The sequence below is a fragment of the Streptomyces sp. cg40 genome (genome assembly GCF_050320165.1).
GTDB classification, from domain to species: Bacteria; Actinomycetota; Actinomycetes; order Streptomycetales; family Streptomycetaceae; genus Streptomyces; species Streptomyces hokutonensis.
Window position 1 is genome coordinate 4,791,169 of record NZ_CP190128.1, and the last position, 18,605, is coordinate 4,809,773.

Consider the following 18,605-nt stretch of genomic DNA (forward strand, 5'->3'; position numbering starts at 1 on the left):
GAAGATAAAGACGCCGTGAAGATCACCGTCAAGGTGTGATGGATTTGTGTTAGCTATGTCACTGGCCAAAATCAGGCAAAGAACAGCAAAGAACTGCCCCAATCTTCTTTGCGTGACGATTACTTGACCCACGTCGGCCAAAGGGTGTTGATCAGGCCGGAAGGAGCTGTCCATACTCCAACCGCCATGCAGCCTGTTGTGGAGAAGGGCCCCTTGAGCGACCTCGACACCGCCGCGGAACCAAGTCCCCCCGGCAGAAAGCGCGTTCGCCGTGCCGTGGCCACGGCCGTGGCGCTGGCCCTGCTGGCCGGCGGCGGCACGCTGCTCGCGCTGCGCGACGACGGCGCCGCCGTCTCCGACGCCGAGGCCAAGCGGGCCGCACAGCCGGTCGACGAGGACGAGGCCCAGTCACGGGCGCGCAGGAGCGGCAAGAAGGTCGAAGTCGCCACGCTCACCGACGAGTTCTCGACCACCTACGCCAACCCCGACGGAACGTTCACCTACACGGTCTCCGTCGCGCCCCTGCGCGCGAGGAACTCCAAGGGCGCATGGGCACCGGTCGACACCGGCCTGCGCCGGAACGGCGAGGGCTGGCACACCGTCAACAGCCCTTATCCGGTGACCTTTTCAGCCGGCGGCAAGGGGACGGACGGGACGCGCAAGGCCTCGACCCGGCGGTCCGGTACGGCCGTTCGGTCAGCCGCGTTCCACACCGGAAGCCGCCTGGCCCAACAGGTCGGCGACACCTCGTGGACCCCGCTGCTGACGATGACCGCCGAGGGCCACGAGATCACCTTCGAGTGGCCGGGCGCGCTGCCCGAGCCGGTCGTCGAGGACAACCGCGCGCTGTACGAGGGCGTCCTGCCCGGCGTGGACCTGATGCTGACCGCCCGGGACACCGGGTTCACGCATGTCCTGGTCGTCCACACACCGCAAGCGGCCGAGCAGTTGGCCGCCGATCCGCCGCGCTACCGGGTCACCTCCTCCAGCCTCTCCTTCGTCCTCGACCCCGGCACCGACGTCCTCACGGCCAAGGACAGTGACGGCAACGAGATCGCCGTCTCGCCCACGCCGTTCCTGTGGGACTCGGCGGGCACGCACGACACGGACGGCGGGTCCACCGACCCGGAAGCCGCGACCGGCACCAACGAGAACCCCGAGGTCGTCGAGGAGGCACCGGCGCGCGAGAACCCGGACGACACACCGGCCGACGAGGTCCCGAACGAGAACCCGGACGGCACCGGGAGCAACGCGGACCCCGTCGCCTACGACGGCCTGCGGGCGTCCGCGTCCGACACCCTCGCCCTGCCCGCCGTCAACGGCCCCGGCGAGGGCGGCCACGCCACCACCGCCGCCGCCCAGTACCGCGACGACGTCCTGACGATCACCCCGCCGGCCGGCTATCTCACGGACACCGAGAACCTCACCTACCCGCTGTTCCTCGACCCCTCCACCACCGGCATCCGCGCCAACTGGACCACGGTCTACAAGCGTTACCCCGGCTCCAGCTTCTACGACGGCGCCAACTACAACGAGGACACCAAGGAAGCCCGCGTCGGCTTCGAGAAGGACACCTGGGGCACGGCCCGTTCGTTCTTCCGCATGAAGCTGCGGAACTCCATCAAGAACGCGGACGTCTCCAGCGCCACCCTGAAGGTCCTGGAGACCCACTCCTGGTCGTGCAGCAAACGCACCGTCCAGCTGTGGGGCACGGGCGACTTCACCTCCAAGACCACCTGGAACCGCCAGCCGTCCTGGAAGCGGAAGATCACCTCGAAGTCCTTCGCCTACGGCTGGAAGTCCAACAGCTCCTGCCCCGACGCCTACGTCAACTTCACCGTCACCTCGCTCGCCCAGGACGCCGCCGACTCCGGCGCGACCAGCTTCAACCTGGGCCTGGTCGCCTCCACCTCGTCCTCGGCACCGACGGGTTCGTCCAGCAGCCTGGAGACGGACACGTACTCCTGGAAGCGGTTCAAGGCCGAGGGCGACGGCTCCCCGTCGCTCTCCATCACCTACAACCGGAAGCCGAACACGCCGACCTCCGTCACCATGAGCCCCGGCTCCTGCGACACCTCCGCCTCGCCATACATCAAGGTCGGCAAGGGGGACACCATCACCCTCAGCGGCAAGGCGACCGACCCGGACAGCGACCTGGCCAAGCTGGAGTTCCAGCTCTGGCAGACGGGCAAGGCCGACACCACGACGAAGACCTTCACCAAGGCCGTGGACGACGGCGAGGTCGGCGGAGTCTCCGTCAAGTCGTCCCTGAGCAACGGCGTCACCTACTCGTGGCGGGTGCGCGCCTGGGACGCCAAGGTCAGCAGCGGCTGGGCACCCACCGGCGGCGACGGCGTGTGCCGGTTCACCTACGACACCGATCTGCCCGACTCCCCCGCCCCGGTCGTCTCGACCGACTTCCCCGGCGACGACGACGGCGACAGCGAACCCGACGTATGGTCCGCCAAACCCTTCGGCAACAGCGGCAGCTTCACCTTCGCGGTCGGCTCGTCCTCCGAGACCGACATCGTGAAGTTCGTCTGGTCCGTCAACTCCACCAGCTACTCCGGCTACGCCTGCTCGGGCGGCGACCAGGGCACCTCGGGCGGCCTCACCAAGTCCTGCACCACGGCGATCAAGACGGCCACCATCACCGGCATCAAGCCGCCGGCCGCCGGCCCCAACACCCTCTACGTCAAGTCCGTGGACTCGGCCGGCAACATCTCCCCCAACGCCACCAAGCACTTCTTCTACGTCCAGCCGCGCTCGGCCGCGGACGGCCCCGGCGACCTGAACGGGGACGGCGCCGCCGACTTCGCCCATGTCACCGCCGCCGGAAACCTCTGGATCGACTCGGTCTCCCAGGACGGCGCCTGGGTGTCCAGCGCCTTCGGCACCCACGACAACGGCACCCTGATCAAGGACGGCAACACCGCCCCGCACATCTGGGACGGCACCGGCACCTACGCCCTGGTCACCCACAACGGCGACTTCGCCCCCGGTGACGGCGTCAGCGACTGGGTGATCCGCACCCCCGAGGGCAGGCTGTTCCTCTACCCCGGCGACGGCTACGGCGCGATCGACGTCGGCAAGCGCGTCGAGATCCGGCTGCCGTCGGGCGCTCCCGCCCCCTCCACCTTCTCCGAGATCAAGTCGGCGGGCGACATCACCGGAGACGGCCAACCCGAACTCTTCGTCGCCGGTGGCGTCGACGGAGCCGAACTGTGGGTGTTCACCGGCTACAGCGGCGGCGCGTTCAGCGAGGCCGTGCAGATGACCACGACCTCCTGGGCCGACAAGGCCCGCGACTTCGTGGCGATCGCCGACTACAACGGCGACGGCGCCGCCGACATGACGTACCGCACCGCCGCCGGCAACATCCAACTGCGCAAGGGCATCCTCGACAGCGACGGCACGGGCACGGTCCTCGCCAGCCTGGGCACGTCCGGGGCGAGCCTGGACGGCGACCACACCTACGCCTCAGGCACCTTCACGTATGCGGCCTACCCGCTGATCCACGGCACCCCGGACGCGACCGGCGACGGCATCCCCGACATCTGGACGACCAACGCGGCCGGAGCCCTGTTGCTCTACAAGGGCGGCGCGACCGCGATCGGCTCCTCGACCACGCTCAGGTCGAGCGGCTGGGACACGGTCAAGCGACTGGGCTGACCACCCGCGGCACACCGAACGGGGCTCAGGGCCAGAGCAGTTCTCTGGCCCAGCCCCGCTCCTCTCGGACGTACCGCAGCCGAACGTGCCGTCGTAGCGCGTCGCCCTGGAAGAACTCGGCCTCGTCAGGGAAGACGCGGTACAGGGTCCAGGACGGGATGGAGGCCTGCGGCTCGCGTTGGGCGAGTTCCCAGGCCGCTTCGGAGGTCTGCGTCAGCTGCTCCAAGGACGGGAGGACTTCGCTCTGGTGGCCGGTCAGGGCCGCTGCCAGGGCTCCCGTCGAGCGGGCGTGCAGGTCGGCCCGGGATTCGGCGGGGGTCGCCGGGAGGGCCGGGCCGCGCAGGCGGATCTGGCGGCCCAGGCGGGGCCAGTAGAAGGAGAGGGCGGCGTACGCGAAGTGGTTCAGCTGGTGGCCCTTGCGGCTTGTGGAGTGGGTCGCGAAGGACCAGCCCTCCGTGTCCGCGCCGTGCAGCATCACCATGCGTACGTCGGGGAGGCCCTCGTCGTCCCGCGTCGCGAGTGACATCACGTGCGGCTCGGTCTCCCCCGCCGCCACCGCCTCCGCGAACCACGTGGTGAAGAGGGCGAGGGGGGTGTCCGGTGCCGTCGCCGGGTCGAACGGCCGTAGTTCGGTCGTCTCGGGGGCCCATACCCGTAGGGACTTCAGCAGGTCGTGGAGGTCCGGTCCCGTTTCCGTTGCCATGGGTCGAGTATCACCTTTTGCCGGCGCCGGTGCCGGGGCCGAAGTCGTATGCCGTGAAGTCGGCGACCGGGCGGTACCCGATCCGCTGGTAGAGGGCGTTGCTCGTCGGGTTCGCGAGGTCGGTGAAGAGCAGTACCTCGGCCGCGCCCGCCGCGAGTGCGGCCCGGCTGACCTCGGCCGTGGCGGCGCCGGCGTAGCCGCGGCCCCGCAGGTCCGCGGGGGTGTAGACGGGGGCGACGCGGATCTGGCCGGCCACCTTCGCGGTGACTCCGGCCATCGACACCGGTGTTCCGTCGGGGGTCTCCCAGAGCGTGACGCCGCCGTAGGAGATCCGCGCGTCGGCCCATTCGGCCGAGCCGATCATCGCGCCGTGCTCGCCGATCGCCGCCACGAACTCACCGTGCCAGCGCATGAGTTGTTCGCGGTCCTTTGCCACCGCGACTCTTGGGCGGCCGGGAGGGGCGGGGGTCGGGATCGTCAACTCGGCCAGGCGGTAGAGGCGTTGGCGGACGCCGATCTCGGGGTCGGCTCCGGTTCGTCGTCGCCATGCCTCCGCGAAGGCCGTCGCCGTGTCCTGTTCGGCCATGACGCCGGGCAACTCGACGCCGTTGTGCGCGAGTTGGGCTGACAGGGCTTCGGCCTCCTCGGAGGTGAGGCGGGTCGACATGAGGCGGCCGGGGGGTGTGCGGAAGTAGGCGGCCGTGACGGTGCCGTCGCGTTCCAGGACGCCGAACTCCGGGTCGCCGTCGCCGTAGAGGTGCGTTCCGTGTCTGCGCAGGGTGTCCGTGACCGTCAGCTGAATCGTGTGGTGTGCGGGGCGGGAACGGAGGAAGTCCCCCGCCAGGCGCAGGAATTGGTCCAGGTCCGAGGTGAGGTGCCAGGTGGGGGTCGTCGTCACAGTTCTGTCTCCGGGTCGGTCGCCAGGCGGCCGTGCAGGTGGACGTCGCGGAACGCGTCGCGGCGGCCCGCCTCGAACATCGCGCCGCGCAGTGTTCCCTCGGCGGGGAAGCCGCAGCGTTCGGCGATGTGGCAGGAGGCGTGGTGGCCGAGGGCGTGGCCGAGTTCGAGGCGGTGCAGGCCCAGGTCGGTGAGGGCCCAGCGGGAGGCGAGGATGAGGGCGCGGATCGCGACGTGCTTGCCACGGGCCTCGGGGAGGGTCCAGTAGCCGACGCGGGCGACGCTGATGAGGTGGTCGATGTCGTTGACGCCGATGTGTCCGAGGGTCCTGCCGTCGGCGGCGTCCATGACGCGGAACGAGGCGCTGACGCCGTCCTCGGCGCCCTCGGCGCGGGAGCGGAGCGAGTTGCGGGCGCCGGTGAGGTCCGTGATCGGGCGGAGTGGGGTGTTCCAGCGCTGGAAGTCGGGGTCGGACACTCCGCGCAGCCAGTCCGCGACATCGGTGTCGTCGTCGGGGTCCCAGGGGCGCAGCCGCAGTCCGTGGCCGTTCAGCTCGGGCAGGGGGTGCTGAACGGACCGCTCGCGTATGTGGGCCATCGCGCCATTGAATCAAGTGCCTTGTGTACCGGGTACGTCATTTTTCCCCGGGCGGAACCCTGAACACCGGGACGCCCTCCCGGAACACCGCCTCGACCGGCGTCCCGGCCCGCAGGGCTGCCGGGTCGGAGTCCACGAGTTCCGTCATCATGCGCGGGCCCTCCGCGAGGTCGACGACGGCGGCGACGTAGGGCACCCGCTGTCCGAAGGGCGGCAGGTCGTTGCGGTGGACGACGGACCAGGTGTAGAGGGTGGCACGGCCGCTCGCGGTCTCCCAGGTGACGTTCTCGCTCCAGCAGTGGGGGCAGAACTCGCGCGGGTAGTGGTGGGGCCGGCCGCAGTCGGCGCAGCGGCGGATCAGCAGTCTGCCCTGGCCGGCCGCGTCCCAGTAGGTGCGGGTGAACGCGTCGGTCTCGGGGAGGTCGAAGCGGGGGGCGGTCGTCATCGGAACCATCCGATCGCGTCGTCCAGCGACCACACCTGCCAGGACATCGCGAACAGTGCCACGACCGAGATGAGCGCCATCATCGCGTTCTGCCCCTGCTCCGCCCAGTCGTGGATCATGAGGGTGAAGTAGAGGATGTTGAGGAGCAGGCCCCCGACGAGGGCGACCGGGGTGAGGAATCCCGCCACCAGGCCGAGTCCTACGGCGAGTTCGGCGTAGACGACGACGTACGCCATGGTGCGCGGGCGCGGGGCGACCATCACGTCGAAGCCCGAACGGACCGCGGTCCAGCGGTGTTTGGCGGCGACGTCGGCGGCCCAGGCGATGCCGGTGCCGCGTTCGAACCAGGCCTTCTTGTCCTTGTGCCGCCAGCTCTCCAGCCACCACAGGCCGAGCCCTATGCGGAGGACCGCGAGCCATTCCGCTCCGTCGAGCCAGATCGCATCCATGAATCTGACGGTACGTCAGAAGCTGAAGAAAGCCGAGAGGGGGCCATGAAAATCCTGTGCACGGGCCGTGCCGCTGTGGGCCCGCCATGAATCCCGGCAGATTGTTGACGATTTTGTTCGCCGCCGATTACGTTCGCAAGCGCAAGGTCAGGAAGCGGTCCGGAGACGCGCTCGGGAAGACGCGGTCAGGAACGGTCGGGAAGACGAGAGGCAGCACGGTGAAGCACAGGGCAGTGAAGCGCAGGACGGTAGTCATGGGCATCGGCGCCACCGCCGGTGTCGCGGCGGTCGGCGGCATCGCGCTCAGCGCGAACGCGAGCGACTCGAAAACGTCGTCGTCCTCCTCCTCGGACGCCCTGGTCTTCGACCCGGACGCCTACACGAAGCTGACGAAGACGATCACGGACACCGCGGGCACGGAGCACAAGGTCGTCTACCACTTCTGGAAGGCGATCACCTACGTCGCCAAGCCGGTCGACGCCACCTACCAGTCGCTGATCGTCAGCGCCCCGGTGGAGATCGACGGCAAGGCGGTCGACGCGAGCAACGCGCCGATCCTGTTCGCCAACTCCGTGGGCGGTTACATGCCCGCCTCCGTGGCGACCGCGACCGAGGTCGGCGGCGGCGGTTCGGCGATGGGCAGCGGCGCGGCCCCCAGCGGTGCGCCCAGCGCGTCGGCCTCCGCCACCGCGAGCGCCCCCGGCGCCAACGGCAACACCAACGCCACCGGCGGCGCGACCTCCAGCAACCAGCTCCTCGCGCTGGCCGCCGGCTACGTCGTGATCGAGCCCGGCGCCCGCGGCCGTACCCTCAAGAACTCCAGCGGCGAGTACTACGGCACCGCCCCGGCCGCGATCGTCGACCTCAAGGCCGCCGTCCGGTACGTGAAGGCCAACAAGGGCCGCATTCCCGGCAACGTCGAGCGGATCGTCTCGGCGGGCACCAGTGCGGGCGGCGCGCTGTCCTCCCTGCTGGGCGCGTCCGGCGACAGCCCGATCTACGACAAGTACCTCAAGGAGCTCGGCGCGGCCGACGCCTCCGACGCGATCTTCGCGACCGGCGCCTGGTGCCCGATCACCGACCTGGAGCACGCGGACGGCGCCTACGAGTGGAACTGGGGCGCCAACGACCTCAGTACCGGCAAGCAGGTCGACCAGACCGTCTCAAAGGCGCTGCAAGTTCAATTCGCCGAGTACCAGGCCTCGTTGAAGCTGCGCGGCCTCGGCGGCTTCGGTCCGCTGAACGCCCGTAACCTCGACGAGTACATGGTCGAGCAGTACCTGGAGCCGTCGGCCACCACCTACCTCGCCGCGCTCTCGGACTCCGCCCGCGCGACCTATCTGAAGGCCAACACCTTCATCACCTGGTCCGGCGGCAAGGCCACCTTCACCTGGGCGGACTTCCTCACCCACGTCGGCGCCCGCAAGAAGGACACCCCGGCCTTCGACGCCTTCGACCTGTCGGCCGGCGAGAACAACGAGTTCGGCGCGGGCACGACCCTGGCCCGCCACTTCACGGCGTACGGCGCGAAGAACGACTCGACGGGCCTCAGCAGCAAGCGCGTCGCGAGCGACATCCCCGCGAAGCTCGACCTGATGAACCCGATGCACCACCTGGTCGGGAAGGCGAACCCCAACCGCTCCAAGCACTGGTGGATCCGCCTGGGCACCAAGGACTCGGACACCTCGCTGACGGTCGCCGCCAACCTCGCCGCCCGCCTCGACAACCTGGGCGACGACGTGAACCACATCTACTACTGGGACGAGGGCCACGGCGCCAACACCGACCCGGCCGACTTCATCACCTGGATCGCCCAGGTGACCGGCCACAAGGCCAGGCGCGGCAAGTAGCCCGCCCGACCCCGAGAACGCGGTACCGGTTTCCCGTCATACATTCCGGTCACCGCCTCACGACGCCGAGCCCCTCCGCGCACGTTGCGGGCTCGGCGTCGTGGCATGTCCGGACCCGCACCCACTACGCACAACCAGAGGCTCTACGCCACCGGTCTCACCCGGTCCTCCACACCCGTGATCAATCCGCAACCAATTCCGGTCTTGACCGAGACCCATCAACGTGGGACGTGATTACGCTCGCGCTCATGGCCGACTCCACAGCGTCCGCGCAGCCCGCGGTGCAGAACCACGCAGACCGCCCCGTGTACGTCGTCGGCGGCGGCCCCGGCGGACTCGCCGCCGCGTACGCGCTGCGCGCGCGGGGCATCCGTGCCGTCGTACTGGAGCGGTCGGACCGGGTCGGGGCGTCCTGGCGCGGCCACTACGACCGCCTCCACCTGCACACCACCCGGCGCCTCTCGGGCCTGCCGGGCCTCGCGATACCGCGCCGGTTCGGGCGCTGGGTCGCGCGCGACGACGTGGTGCGCTATCTGGAGAAGTACGCCGAGGTCCACGAGCTGGAGATCGTCACCGGAGTCGAGGTCTCCCGCATCGAGCGCTCGGCCGACGGCGCCGGCTGGCTGCTGCACGCCACCGGCGGCCGTGAGCTGACCGGCCGCGCGGTCGTCGTCGCCACCGGCACCAACCACACCCCCCGGCTGCCCGACTGGCCCGGCCGCGACACCTACACCGGCGAGCTGCTGCACGCCGCCGACTACCGCAACCCGCAGCCGTACGCGGGCCGCGACGTCCTGGTCGTCGGCGTCGGCAACACGGGCGCGGAGATCGCGGTCGACCTGGTGGAGGGCGGCGCGGCGCGCGTCCGGCTCTCCGTGCGCACCACCCCGCACATCGTGCGCCGCTCGACCGCGGGCTGGGCGGCCCAGTACACGGGCATCGTCGTACGACGGCTGCCGGTGCCGCTCGTCGACCGGCTCGCGGGGCCGATGGCCAGGCTCAGCGTGCCGGACCTGTCGGAGCAGGGGCTCGCGCGGCCCGACACCGGGCTGTACAGCCGGGTCAAGGACGGGTCGATCCCGGTGCAGGACGTCGGTCTGATCGACGCCGTGCGCAAGGGGCGGGTGGAGGTCGTGGCGGCCGTGGAGTCGTTCGAGGACGGCAAGGTGGTGCTGGCCGGCGGCGAGCGGATCGAGCCGGACGCCGTCGTCGCGGCCACGGGTTACGTCCGCTCGCTGGAGGGTCTCGTCGGCCACCTCGGCGTACTGGACGCGCGCGGAAAGCCGGTCGTGCACGGCGCCCGCTCCCCGAAGGACGCCCCCGGCCTGTACTTCACCGGCTTCACCAACCCCATCAGCGGCATGCTCCGCGAGCTGGCGATCGACGCGGAGAAAATCGCGAAGACGCTCGCCAGGTCCGTCCGCAGGAGCGCCAAGCGCTAGGTTCCGCCCGTTCTTTGCGTGCACGACAGTTCCTGACGCAGTGTCAGTTCAGTAATCTGACAGTGCGTCAGTTAATTGTGCTGTCACGACTGTCACACAGGAGCGGGCGGACCGATGCTTGGATCAACCCACGGCACCCTCACCACCGACTCCCGCCGGGCCCGGGTCATCGCCTGCGGTGAGCAACCCGGCCCCGCCGTCCACGGAAGGCCCGCCGACGTCGACGATCTCGATGTCGGCGGGCGGCCGTTGTACGCCGGCGTCCCCGACCTGGACCGTTTCTTCCGCCCCGAGTCGGTCGCCGTGATCGGCGCCTCGGACGCGGAAGGCCGGCCCAACACCGGCATCACCCGCCAACTCATGTCCTGGGCCGACCGGGTGGGGGCGCGCCTGCATCCGGTGCATCCCACCCGTACGACGGTCTTCGACGTCCCCTGCTTTCCTTCCGTCTCCGATCTCCCCGAACAGGTCGACCTGGCCGTGGTGCTGGTGGCCGATCCGCTCCCTGTCATCGAGCAACTGGCCGAGGCGAAGGTGAAGTTCGCGGTCGCCTTCGCGTCCGGCTTCGCGGAGACGGGCGAGGAGGGCGCACTCGCGCAGGCCCGACTCGCCGCCGCCGTGGGACGATCCGGTCTACGGCTCCTCGGCCCGAACACCAACCTCAACGCCTTCGAGAAATTCCGCGAGGACCTGGACGGCCCCGCGATCGCCCTCATCACCCAGTCCGGCCACCAGGGCCGCCCGGTCTTCGCCCTCCAGGAACTCGGCATCCGCCTCTCCCACTGGGCACCCACCGGCAACGAGGCCGACCTGGAGAGCGCCGACTTCATCTCCTACTTCGCCGAACTCCCCGAAGTCGGCGCCATCGCCTGCTACTTGGAGGGCCTCAAGGACGGCCGCGCCTTCCTCCTCGCCGCCGACCGCGCCGCCCGCCGCAAGGTGCCCGTCGTCGCGGTGAAGGTCGGCCGCACCGAGACCGGCGCCCGCACCGCCGCCTCCCACACCGGCAAACTCACCGGCGCGGACACGGTGGTGGACGCCGCGATGCGCCAGTACGGCGTGCTCCGCGTCGACGGCCTCGACGAACTCCAGGACACCGCAAGCCTGTTGGCGCGGGCGAAGCCCCCCGTCGCGGACGGCGTCGTCGTGTACTCCATCTCCGGCGGCACGGGCGCCCACTTCGCCGACCTGGCGAGCGAGGCGGGGCTGCACCTGCCGCAGCTGTCGACCGCCAAGCAGGCCGAACTGCACGAGTGGATACCGCCGTACCTGAGCGTGGCCAACCCGGTGGACAACGGCGGTCACCCGGTGGGCGACTGGCGCGGCCGGAAGATCATCGACGCGATCCTCGACGACCCCGACGTGGGCGTCCTGGTGTGCCCGATCACGGGCCCCTTCCCGCCGCTGAGCGACAAGCTGGTCGAGGACCTGGTCGCCGCGGCCGAGCGCACCGACAAGCTGGTGTGCGTGGTGTGGGGATCGCCGGTCGGCACCGAACCGGCATACCGGGACGTCCTGTTGGGCTCCTCGCGGGTGGCCACCTTCCGGACGGTCGGCAACTGCATCACGGCCCTGCGCGCCTACTTCTCCCACCACCGCTTCGTGCACGCCTACCGCTCCCCCTTCGACGAGGCCCCCCGCACCCTCTCCCCCTCCTTCCGCAAGGCCCAGGCCCTGATGCGCCCCGGCCAGCAGCTGAGCGAGCACGCGGCGAAACAACTCCTGCGGGCCTACGGCATCCGGGTGCCCCGCGAGCAGCTGGTGACCAGCGCGGCGGCGGCCGTACGGGCGGCGGGGCTGGTGGGCTACCCGGTGGTGATGAAGGCGTCGGGCGGCCAGATCGCGCACAAGACGGAACTGGGCCTGGTGAAGGTGGGCCTGACATCGGCCAGTCAAGTCCGGGACGCCTACCGTGAGTTGACGGACATCGCCCGCTACGAGGACGTGACCCTCGACGGTGTGCTGGTCTGCCAGATGGTCGAGCGGGGCGTCGAGATGGTGGTGGGTGTCACCCAGGACGACCTGTTCGGGCCGACGGTGACGGTCGGTCTTGGCGGGGTCCTGGTCGAGGTGCTGCGGGACGTGGCCGTACGGGTGCCGCCGTTCGGCGAGGACCAGGCAGCCGAGATGCTCGGCGAGTTGCGCGGCCGTCCCCTGCTCGACGGGGTACGGGGGCGGCCGCCTGCGGACCTGGACGCGCTGGTGGAGGTGATCCTGCGGGTGCAGCGCATGGCCCTCGAACTGGGCGACGTGCTCTCCGAGCTGGACATCAACCCGCTGATGGTGCTGCCCCGGGGACAGGGCGCGGTGGCGCTGGACGCGCTGGCGGTGTGCCGATGAGCGAGGTCGTGCACACCGTCTCGGGCCAGGTCGCGTACCTCACCCTCAACCGCCCCGAGGCCATGAACGCGATCACACCGGACCAACGGGACCACCTGATCGCCCTGTTGACCGGTGCATCGGCCGACCCGTCCATCCGGGCGGTCGTCCTCACCGGCACCGGACGCGGCTTCTGCGCGGGCGCGGACCTGAGGGGCGGCGCGACGGCGACCGGCGAACGGGTAGCGGGCGACGTGGCCCGCACGATCCGCCTGGGCGCGCAACGGCTGATCGCCGCCGTACTGGACTGCGAGAAACCGGTGATCGCGGCGGTGAACGGCACCGCGGCCGGCCTGGGCGCGCACCTGGCCCTGGCCTGCGATCTCGTGCTGGCCGCGGAGTCGGCGCGGTTCATCGAGGTGTTCGTCCGCCGGGGCCTGGTCCCGGACGGCGGCGGCGCCTATCTGCTCCCCCGCCTGATCGGCCCGCAACGGGCGAAGGAGCTGATGTTCTTCGGCGACGCCCTGACCGCCTCGGACGCGGAACGCCTCGGTCTGGTCAACCGGGTCGTCCCGGACGGGGAGTTGGAGAAGACGGCCCGGGAGTGGGCCCAACGCCTGGCCGCCGGCCCGACCCGCGCCCTCGCCCTCACCAAGCAGCTCGTCAACGCCTCCCTGGACAGCGACCGCACGACCGCGTTCGCGGCGGAGGCGGCGGCCCAGGAGATCAACATGACGACACAGGACGCGCAGGAGGGCGTGGCGAGCTTCGTGGAGCGACGGAGTCCGGAGTACCAGGGACGCTGACGCCCGCGCCGCGCACCTTGGTCTCTACGCTGTGTCGATGCTGTCGTACGAGGAAATGACCCCGCCCGAACGGGAGTTGTGGAACGCCTTCCCCGAAGGCCGCCTGGTGGACCTGCGCGTGGGCGCACCGGACGAGAACGATCCGGCGGAGGGGGCGGGCTGGGGGCCCGAGCGCACGCTTCGGGCCGCCGTCGTGACGGCACTGGCGCGGGGAGCCAACGCCGCACCGCCTGGGGCGGTCACCGCGCTGCGGGTCATCGGCGCGCGCATCACCGGCCAACTCGACCTGGCCGACGCGGAGATCGGGCACACGCTGCGGTTCGAGGGCTGCTGGTTCGAGGAGGGGCCGAGTCTCTACGGGGCCGCCACCCGGTCGATCGGGATCGTCGGCTGCCAAGTGCCCGGCATCGACGCCGCGTTGGCCTCCGTCGAGGGCACCCTCGACCTGAGGCGTTCGGTCGTGCACGGCAGGCTCTCGCTCATGCGGGCGCGGATCGCGGGTGAACTTCAGCTGGGCGGGGCGGTGTTGTCGGACCCGGAGGGCTGGGCGCTGTTCGCCGGCGGTCTGGTCATGGAGGGCGGGGTCTTCTGCCGCCGGGGATTCACCGCCCACGGGGGGATCCGTCTGCTGGGAGCCCACCTGCCCGGCGGTCTCTTCATGGAGGGCGCCCGGCTGGACAATCCCGACGGCCCCGCGCTCGTCGCGGACAACGCGGTGGGCCAGACCCTGGTCTTCTCGGAGGGGTTCACCGCCACGGGGACCGTCCAGTTGCGCGGCGCGCAGATATCCGACCGACTCACCTTCGACGGCGCCTTCTTGAGCGGCAACGACGTGGCGCTGGACTGCTCGCGGATGCAGGCGGGGGAACTCCATCTCACACCCGCCGTACCCCCTTCCGGCGCGGTGGACCTGCGCGGGGCGCACGTCTCGGTGCTGCACGACGGCGAGGACAGCTGGCCGGACGTCGTACGACTCCAGGGGTTCGGCTACGCCTCCATCCAGTCCGAGGACGGTCTGCGCGGCTACGACGTGGCCCGCCGCGTCGAGTGGGTCCGCCGCGAGCCCGGCTACGCCCCGCAGCCGTACGAGCAGTTGGCGGGCTGGTACCGGCAGGTCGGCCACGAGGACGACGCGCGCAGGGTGCTGCTGGCCAAGCAGCGCCACCGGCGCGGCACTCTGCATCCGGTGGGCCGGCTGTGGGGGCACCTGCTCGACGCCCTGGTCGGCTACGGCTACCGCCCCTGGCTGGCCGGGGTGTGGATCCTGGCGCTGACCGTCCTCGGCACGGTCGTCTTCCGCGGCGAGTCGCCGAAACCGGTCCAGGCCGGCCAGGGCCCGCGGTTCAACGCCTTCGTCTACACCCTCGACCTGCTGATCCCGATCGGCGGCCTCGGTCAGCGCTCCGCCTGGTACTGGCCGGACGGAAGCCTCGCGCAATGGCTCTCCTACGCCCTGATCGCGGCCGGCTGGGTGCTGACGACGGCGGTGGTCGCGGGCGTCACCCGGTCACTGAACAAGAGCTGACCAGGACCGGGCGAGCCTCGGCGCTCGTCAGTCCAACAGACCGTCGTAGTCCGGGAGCTTGTACGTCGTGTCGGCGTAACCGCCCGTCAGGTCGGTCGTGTTGTTGCCGATGTTGGCGATGATGTCGTAGCCGTTCGCCTCGATCGCCTCGCGCTGGGAGGTCTTGAAGTCGGCGACGGACTCGGTCACCAACTGCGCGACGGTGCGGGCGTAGAGGCCGTCGACCGTGTAGCCGACCTTCTTCAGGTTGTACTTGGTGACCACGTTGAACAGGTTGCTGCGGGCACTGATGAAGAAGACGCTGATCCCCTTGGCGTGGGCGTCCTGCGCCAGGGCGAGCACCGGCGGGGTGGCGGGGGTGCTGGTGCCGGCGCCCTCGAAGTAGGTCTCCAGCGAGGTGTTGTCGATGTCGAGGACGATCGCCTGCTTGGCACCCGTGGTGTTGGCGGCGGCACGGGAGTCGATGTAGGACTGCGCCGGGCCGGTGACGGCGGCGACGTCGGTCAGCCACTGGGACTCGGTGACGGTCGAGTCGGCGGCCTGCGCGGGCAGGGCCGCGGCGAACGTCAGCGCGACGCCGGCCACTACGGCCACGGCGCCGGCGCGTGCGGTGAGACGGTTCATCGTGTGGGTGCTCCTCAGATCACGGCAGCCAGCAGTGAGGTACCGGTGGCAGTCGTTCCGCAACACTGCTGAGGGCGGGTGTGCCGGAGGTGACTCCAAGGGGTCCGTTCGGCGACATATCTCCCATGATCCGCCCGGGAGTCTGTGAATGAGCCGTGAGAACCCGCACGCCCCGTCCCCGTTCCCGACGGCCTGCACCCCTTCCTATCTGATGACCCGTCAGCTTCAATGGGTGTGTGATGGGACACGCAGGGGCGGCTGCCGCCGCCGTCCGCTACCTCAGGTCGTCCGGAAGCGCTCCGGCCGCGCAGCCTGTCGAGGCGCTGCCGCGGCCGGAGCTCCGCTGCGTCGCGGACGACGAGCGCGCACCGGTCGACCACGGCGAATTCCGGCGCGTGCTGGGCCACTTCGCGACCGGCGTGACGGTGATCACCGCCCCCGCGGCGACCGGCGAGCCCGGTCCCGCCGGCTTCGCCTGCCAGTCGTTCTCCGCGCTCTCCCTCGACCCGCCGCTCGTCGTCTTCATGGTCGGCCGTACGTCCACGACCTGGCCCCGCATCGCCCGCGCCGGCGTCTTCTGCGTCAACGTACTCGGCGCCCGCCAGGGCGAGTTGTGCCGCGGCTTCGCGATCAGCGGCACGGACAAGTTCGCGGGCGTGCCGTACGACGCGTCCCCCGTCTCCGGCTCCCCGCGCCTGACCGGCGCCGCCGCCTGGATCGACTGCACGATCCACGCGGTGCACACCGGGGGCGACCATCTGATCGTGGTGGGCCGGGTGGACGCGCTGGGCACCGAGGTCCCCGACGAAGCACCGTTGCTGTTCCACCGGGGCCGGTTCGTCTGAGTTCCCCTGAGTAACCCGTGCTCCGATTCTGAGTCGGCGTACTCATGAAGGTCCCTCTCCCCTCCGGCAGCCTTGCTCTCGGAACGATTCGAGCATTCGACCGGGGGGACCCAACCATGAGCAAGCGCACGCGCGTCGCCGTTCTCACCGCCGCCGTGATATCCACCGCCGGACTGCTGTCCGCCTGTTCGTTCAGCACGGCGGACGCCATGTGCAGTTCGGGCGAGTACCCGGTGCTGGTCCCGGGCAGCACCATGCGCGGCGCCTGCGTGACGAACGGCGACGCCCCGCCGAGCGGCTACGTGCGGTACCCGAAGGGCAAGGTGCCCCAGCACGTCGACGACAAGTGGGACACGTACTGGCAGACCCACACCGTGGACACGAAGGGGCACATCACCGCCGCCCCGTAGCCGTCACGCGAGGGCCACCCGTACCGGCCCCGCGACCGGCCGCCGCCGGATCACCAGCGCCATCAGCGCCGCCACCGCGCACAGCGCCCCGGACACGTACCAGACCATGTCGTACGAGCCGAACGCGTCCCGTGCGACCCCGCCCAGGAAGGCCACCAGCGCCGCGCCGATCTGGTGCGAGGCGAGGACCCAGCCGAAGACGATCGCGCTGTCCTCGCCGTACTGCTCGCGGCACAGGGCGAGGGTCGGGGGGACCGTGGCGACCCAGTCGAGGCCGTAGAAGACGATGAAGAAGATCATGGGCGGGTGGACCGTGGGGGCCAGCAGCATGGGGAGGAAGAGGAGGGAGATGCCGCGCAGGGCGTAGTAGACGGCGAGCAGGCGGCGGGGTTCGAAGCGGTCGGTGAACCAGCCGGAGGCGATCGTGCCGACGACGTCGAAGACGCCGATCACCGCGAGCAGCGAGGCCGCGGCCGTGATGGGCATGCCGTGGTCGTGGGCCGCGGGCACGAAGTGGGTCTGGATCAGGCCGTTGGTGGAGGCTCCGCAGATCGCGAAGGTGCCGGCCAGCAGCCAGAAGGGTCCGGTGCGGACCGCCTTGAAGAGCACGGAGACCGTACGGCGGGCCGCGCCCGTCACCGGTTCCGGCTTGGGCACGAACTCGACCGCGCCGTACGGCTTCGCACCCACGTCCGCCGGGTGGTCGCGCAGGAGCAGCCAGACGAACGGGACGACGGCGAGGGCCGCGAGGGAGACGGTCACGGCCGCCGGGCGCCAGCTGTGCTCCTCGACGATCCAGGACAGCAGCGGCAGGAAGATCAGCTGGCCGGAGGCCGAGGCGGCGGTGAGGATGCCGGTGACCAGGCCCTTGCGTGCGGTGAACCAGCGGTTGGTGACCGTCGCGGCGAACGCCAGCGCCATCGAACCGCTGCCCAGACCCACCAACAGGCCCCAGCACAGCAGGAGTTGCCAGGGGGCGGTCATCCACACCGTCAGACCGGAGCCGAGCGCGATCACGGTCAGCGCGACCGCGACGACGCGCCGGATGCCGAAGCGGTCCATCAGCGCCGCCGCGAAGGGGGCCGTCAGCCCGTACAGCGCGAGGTTGATGGAGGCCGCGGCCCCGATCGTCCCGCGCGACCAGCCGAACTCCTGGTGCAGCGGATCGATCAGCAGCCCCGGCAGCGACCGGAAGGCCGCCGCGCCGATGATCGTCACGAAGGTGACGGCCGCGACGAACCAGGCGCGGTGGATGCGGACACGTGAGGTGGGCCGGGCTTCGGTCGGAGCGACGGTCGGTTCGGTTGTCTGGGTCACGCCATACAGCTTCCGGCCTGCGGCCCATCCGGGCGACTGGCCCGAAGGACAGCATTCGCTAGGATCGGGCCATCACCAACGGGCGGCACGAACAAGCATCGTGCCCACGGCCCTGCCCTCCGGCGGGTCGATCAGAGAGACGCGCACGTCGGAGAAACCGTGCCCCGTCAGGATGCGATCCCAGTCGTCCGGGGTGCGGTCGTACCGAAGCCCGGTTTTGGCGGGTTTGAGGCCTTCGCCGCCGGGAGGCAGGTGCGAGAAGGCCAGAGTGCCGCCCGGCGTCATGCGCGAGTGGACCAATGGAAGCAGGGCATCCGGATCGACGAACCACACAGCACCGAAGATCGAGAGCACCACATCGAACGTCTCGGCCGTCTCGTTCAGGAACGCCGCCGCCTCCGCCGTACGGAACTCAATGCCCGGCAGATCACCCCAGCGCTCTCGCGCGACCGGCTTGCGTGCGGGGGCGACGTCCACCCCGAGACCAGTTGCGCCCAGGGTCACCAGATGGGCCAGATTGCTGCCGCTCCCCGACCCGAGTTCCAGTACACGGCGTCCGGCCACGGAACCCAGAACGCTCTCGTCCGGCCCGTGATCGGCGTACTGCGTCCAGTTCAGCCAGGTCGTCTCACCCCTGGCGTTCACGGTCCTGCGCGGCACACTCCCGACCGCGTATTTGTCCCAGGACTCGGCCAATGACATGC

General features: G+C 70.4%; 16 protein-coding genes. 8 read left to right on the forward strand and 8 right to left on the reverse strand.

The genetic code is table 11. The annotated features are described in order from the left end of the window. Positions 1-186: 186 nt before the first annotated feature. Entirely contained in the window at positions 187-3,672 is a 3,486-nt protein-coding gene (locus tag ACQHII_RS21065) for a DNRLRE domain-containing protein (protein ID WP_427920757.1), read from the forward strand. Between the two features lie 25 nt (positions 3,673-3,697). Here ACQHII_RS21065 and ACQHII_RS21070 read toward each other — a convergent pair whose 3' ends face one another. From ACQHII_RS21070 to ACQHII_RS21090, 5 genes are read right to left on the reverse strand one after another with little or no spacing between them, the layout of a single operon-like run. Then, positions 3,698-4,375 (reverse strand): pyridoxine/pyridoxamine 5'-phosphate oxidase, encoded by a 678-nt coding sequence (locus ACQHII_RS21070; protein WP_427920758.1) that lies wholly within the window; start codon positions 4,373-4,375, stop codon positions 3,698-3,700. 10 nt (positions 4,376-4,385) lie between these two features. Next, a complete protein-coding gene (locus ACQHII_RS21075; protein ID WP_427920759.1) occupies positions 4,386-5,273 on the reverse strand; it encodes a GNAT family N-acetyltransferase in 888 nt (295 codons plus the stop codon). Beyond that, the gene (locus ACQHII_RS21080) at positions 5,270-5,869 is read right to left on the reverse strand and encodes a GNAT family N-acetyltransferase (RefSeq protein ID WP_427920760.1); all 600 of its coding nucleotides are present in this window, start codon (positions 5,867-5,869) and stop codon (positions 5,270-5,272) included. Before ACQHII_RS21080 ends, ACQHII_RS21075 begins: the two co-directional genes overlap by 4 nt. 37 nt (positions 5,870-5,906) lie before the next feature. Further along, positions 5,907-6,314 carry a Zn-ribbon domain-containing OB-fold protein gene (locus ACQHII_RS21085; protein ID WP_427920761.1) on the reverse strand — a complete coding sequence of 136 codons (408 nt, stop codon included), beginning with the start codon at positions 6,312-6,314 and terminating at the stop codon, positions 5,907-5,909. Then, on the reverse strand, positions 6,311-6,763 hold the full coding sequence (locus ACQHII_RS21090) for a DoxX family protein (RefSeq protein ID WP_427920762.1): 453 nt from the start codon (positions 6,761-6,763) through the stop codon (positions 6,311-6,313). Before ACQHII_RS21090 ends, ACQHII_RS21085 begins: the two co-directional genes overlap by 4 nt. Positions 6,764-7,017: 254 nt before the next feature. Here ACQHII_RS21090 and ACQHII_RS21095 point away from each other — a divergent pair, with 254 nt between their 5' ends. From ACQHII_RS21095 to ACQHII_RS21115, 5 genes are all read left to right on the forward strand, one after another. After that, complete coding sequence (locus ACQHII_RS21095; protein WP_427920763.1) at positions 7,018-8,613, forward strand: subtype B tannase; 1,596 nt, start codon at positions 7,018-7,020, stop codon at positions 8,611-8,613. Between the two features lie 248 nt (positions 8,614-8,861). Then, the gene (locus ACQHII_RS21100; RefSeq protein WP_427920764.1) at positions 8,862-10,055 is read left to right on the forward strand and encodes a flavin-containing monooxygenase; all 1,194 of its coding nucleotides are present in this window, start codon (positions 8,862-8,864) and stop codon (positions 10,053-10,055) included. Between the two features lie 114 nt (positions 10,056-10,169). Beyond that, entirely contained in the window at positions 10,170-12,395 is a 2,226-nt protein-coding gene (locus ACQHII_RS21105; protein ID WP_427920765.1) for an acetate--CoA ligase family protein, read from the forward strand. Next, entirely contained in the window at positions 12,392-13,180 is a 789-nt protein-coding gene (locus ACQHII_RS21110; RefSeq protein WP_427920766.1) for an enoyl-CoA hydratase/isomerase family protein, read from the forward strand. Before ACQHII_RS21105 ends, ACQHII_RS21110 begins: the two co-directional genes overlap by 4 nt. 37 nt (positions 13,181-13,217) lie before the next feature. Further along, positions 13,218-14,705 carry an oxidoreductase gene (locus tag ACQHII_RS21115; protein WP_427920767.1) on the forward strand — a complete coding sequence of 496 codons (1,488 nt, stop codon included), beginning with the start codon at positions 13,218-13,220 and terminating at the stop codon, positions 14,703-14,705. A gap of 27 nt (positions 14,706-14,732) precedes the next feature. On the opposite strand, the gene ACQHII_RS21120 is transcribed toward ACQHII_RS21115, so the two are convergent. Beyond that, positions 14,733-15,329 (reverse strand): HAD family acid phosphatase, encoded by a 597-nt coding sequence (locus ACQHII_RS21120; protein WP_427920768.1) that lies wholly within the window; start codon positions 15,327-15,329, stop codon positions 14,733-14,735. 239 nt (positions 15,330-15,568) lie between these two features. Here ACQHII_RS21120 and ACQHII_RS21125 point away from each other — a divergent pair, with 239 nt between their 5' ends. Together ACQHII_RS21125 and ACQHII_RS21130 are read left to right on the forward strand one after the other, a co-directional pair. Continuing rightward, positions 15,569-16,174, forward strand: coding sequence for a flavin reductase family protein (locus ACQHII_RS21125; protein ID WP_427920769.1), 606 nt, complete (start codon positions 15,569-15,571; stop codon positions 16,172-16,174). Between the two features lie 116 nt (positions 16,175-16,290). Beyond that, positions 16,291-16,584: an SCO0607 family lipoprotein gene (locus ACQHII_RS21130; RefSeq protein WP_427920770.1), complete on the forward strand. Its 294-nt coding sequence runs from the start codon at positions 16,291-16,293 to the stop codon at positions 16,582-16,584. Positions 16,585-16,587: 3 nt separating this feature from the next. Here the strand turns inward: ACQHII_RS21130 and ACQHII_RS21135 are convergent, their stop codons facing one another. Continuing rightward, positions 16,588-17,901: an MFS transporter gene (locus ACQHII_RS21135; RefSeq protein ID WP_427920771.1), complete on the reverse strand. Its 1,314-nt coding sequence runs from the start codon at positions 17,899-17,901 to the stop codon at positions 16,588-16,590. Positions 17,902-17,973: 72 nt separating this feature from the next. Continuing rightward, the gene (locus tag ACQHII_RS21140) at positions 17,974-18,603 is read right to left on the reverse strand and encodes a class I SAM-dependent methyltransferase (RefSeq protein ID WP_427920772.1); all 630 of its coding nucleotides are present in this window, start codon (positions 18,601-18,603) and stop codon (positions 17,974-17,976) included. Positions 18,604-18,605: the final 2 nt, after the last annotated feature.

What these genes read in the sequence shown, in the direction of transcription:
- ACQHII_RS21130 (WP_427920770.1), top strand. Translation starts at nt 16,291, where the DNA reads ATGAGCAAGCGCACGCGCGTCGCCGTTCTCACCGCCGCCGTGATATCC.
- ACQHII_RS21070 (WP_427920758.1), bottom strand. Translation starts at nt 4,375, where the DNA reads ATGGCAACGGAAACGGGACCGGACCTCCACGACCTGCTGAAGTCCCTA.
- ACQHII_RS21090 (WP_427920762.1), bottom strand. Translation starts at nt 6,763, where the DNA reads ATGGATGCGATCTGGCTCGACGGAGCGGAATGGCTCGCGGTCCTCCGC.
- ACQHII_RS21120 (WP_427920768.1), bottom strand. Translation starts at nt 15,329, where the DNA reads ATGAACCGTCTCACCGCACGCGCCGGCGCCGTGGCCGTAGTGGCCGGC.
- ACQHII_RS21080 (WP_427920760.1), bottom strand. Translation starts at nt 5,869, where the DNA reads ATGGCCCACATACGCGAGCGGTCCGTTCAGCACCCCCTGCCCGAGCTG.
- ACQHII_RS21115 (WP_427920767.1), top strand. Translation starts at nt 13,218, where the DNA reads ATGCTGTCGTACGAGGAAATGACCCCGCCCGAACGGGAGTTGTGGAAC.
- ACQHII_RS21100 (WP_427920764.1), top strand. Translation starts at nt 8,862, where the DNA reads ATGGCCGACTCCACAGCGTCCGCGCAGCCCGCGGTGCAGAACCACGCA.
- ACQHII_RS21065 (WP_427920757.1), top strand. Translation starts at nt 187, where the DNA reads ATGCAGCCTGTTGTGGAGAAGGGCCCCTTGAGCGACCTCGACACCGCC.
- ACQHII_RS21085 (WP_427920761.1), bottom strand. Translation starts at nt 6,314, where the DNA reads ATGACGACCGCCCCCCGCTTCGACCTCCCCGAGACCGACGCGTTCACC.
- ACQHII_RS21110 (WP_427920766.1), top strand. Translation starts at nt 12,392, where the DNA reads ATGAGCGAGGTCGTGCACACCGTCTCGGGCCAGGTCGCGTACCTCACC.
- ACQHII_RS21105 (WP_427920765.1), top strand. Translation starts at nt 10,170, where the DNA reads ATGCTTGGATCAACCCACGGCACCCTCACCACCGACTCCCGCCGGGCC.
- ACQHII_RS21125 (WP_427920769.1), top strand. Translation starts at nt 15,569, where the DNA reads ATGGGACACGCAGGGGCGGCTGCCGCCGCCGTCCGCTACCTCAGGTCG.
- ACQHII_RS21095 (WP_427920763.1), top strand. Translation starts at nt 7,018, where the DNA reads ATGGGCATCGGCGCCACCGCCGGTGTCGCGGCGGTCGGCGGCATCGCG.
- ACQHII_RS21140 (WP_427920772.1), bottom strand. Translation starts at nt 18,603, where the DNA reads ATGTCATTGGCCGAGTCCTGGGACAAATACGCGGTCGGGAGTGTGCCG.